The following is a 1,437-nucleotide window of genomic DNA, read 5'->3' on the forward strand; positions in this document are numbered from 1 at the left end:
CGTCTCTTGGACTTCCATGATCCGCGCGCTGATGCCTATTTTACCGCCCAGCTTGTCTTGCAGATACGGAGCGCCCGACAGATGGTCGGCATGGACATGGGTTTCGATGATCCATTCCAAAGTCAGTGCGTTTGATGTGATATGATCCACAATTCGATCTGCATGATCATGGGTGATCCTGCCGGATGCGTAATCAATGTCCATCACGGAATCTACGACCGCGCAGGCCTTGGTTTTTGGATCAGAAACAACATAGCTGATCGTGTTGGTTGCCGTGTCAAAAAAGGCTTCGACGTCTGGCTTCATCGCAATATCAACGAGATAGTTTTGCATAATTTTTCCTTTTAGACAGCAAGGGATTTCGGCAACGGCGCTGCGGTATATTTTGCGATCACCATTCCCACCAACATGGCTGGAACGAAGAAAAGCGTGCCGCTGGCGGCCAATGGCAATGACGTCAATGCCGGACCGGGGCAAAAGCCACCCAAGCCCCATCCGATGCCAAAGGTGGCAGCACCAACGACAAGCCTTGCGTCAAAATCAGTGCGCGTTGGCAGATGAAACACGTCATGGAACAGTGGCGTTATGCGTTTCTGAACCAGCCAGAAACCGGGCATGGTCACCATGATCGCCCCCCCCATCACGAAGGCAAGGCTGGGATCCCATGTGCCAAACAGATCAAGGAAGTTTTGAACTTTCGCAGGGTTCGCCATGCCAGACAAAATAAGTCCTGTCCCAAACAAAAGACCTGCAAAGAGTGTGCTGAAAACATGCATGAATTTATCCCCCAACGACATGACGCAGGACAAAGACAGTCACAAAGGCGGTGGCCATAAATGTCATCGTTGCAGCAATGGACCGGGCTGATCCGCGCGAGATACCGCATACGCCATGGCCGCTTGTGCAACCATTCCCCATGACGGAACCGAACCCGACCAGCAAGCCAGCGATGACTAACAGCAACCCGTTGCTTGATACCATTTGAACAGGCGCTGCTCCGGTTAAGACAAGCCAAAGCGGTGCCGCGAGCAACAGACCAATCAGGAATATGATCCCTTGTGGTAGTCCAGCCTTATCAACTGATGGCGGTAATATGCGTGACACGATGCCACTGATGCCAGCGATCCGTCCATGAGCCGCCAATAGCACAACGGCTGATAGGCCAATCAGCCCGCCACCGAACAATGATGCAACCGGGGTAAATTCAGTTTCCACCTAGTAACTCCTTATCGTGTTGTCATAAGTTTTGGCGGACGTTCATGTGATACGCTTGCCTTTATATTTGCAATCATTTATATAAGTGATAACGAATACACAAGAGGTAATTTGCCCAATGTTGGACATCAGCGCACTCGAACCAAAAATAGCAGAAGCTGCCAAATTGATGGAAATGCTGTCGCAACCAGTGCGCCTGCGCCTGATGTGTATTTTGTTAGA

The 1,437-nt window shown here is 50.8% G+C and carries 3 protein-coding genes; all 3 read right to left on the reverse strand.

Translation table 11 applies throughout. From position 1 onward, the window contains the following. The coding region (locus QZ279_RS14560; RefSeq protein ID WP_293452149.1) for an MBL fold metallo-hydrolase at positions 1–333 on the reverse strand (333 nt) is incomplete at its 3' end. A gap of 11 nt (positions 334–344) precedes the next feature. Beyond that, a complete protein-coding gene (locus QZ279_RS14565) occupies positions 345–776 on the reverse strand; it encodes a YeeE/YedE family protein (protein WP_293452151.1) in 432 nt (143 codons plus the stop codon). 4 nt (positions 777–780) lie between these two features. Then, positions 781–1,215: a YeeE/YedE thiosulfate transporter family protein gene (locus QZ279_RS14570; protein WP_293452153.1), complete on the reverse strand. Its 435-nt coding sequence runs from the start codon at positions 1,213–1,215 to the stop codon at positions 781–783. Between the last annotated feature and the right edge of the window lie 222 nt (positions 1,216–1,437).

This window comes from Planktotalea sp., assembly GCF_018607965.1.
GTDB lineage: Bacteria > Pseudomonadota > Alphaproteobacteria > Rhodobacterales > Rhodobacteraceae > Planktotalea.

Coding starts and splice junctions, on each gene's coding strand:
- QZ279_RS14565 (WP_293452151.1), bottom strand. CDS start 776: ATGCATGTTTTCAGCACACTCTTTGCAGGTCTTTTGTTTGGGACAGGA.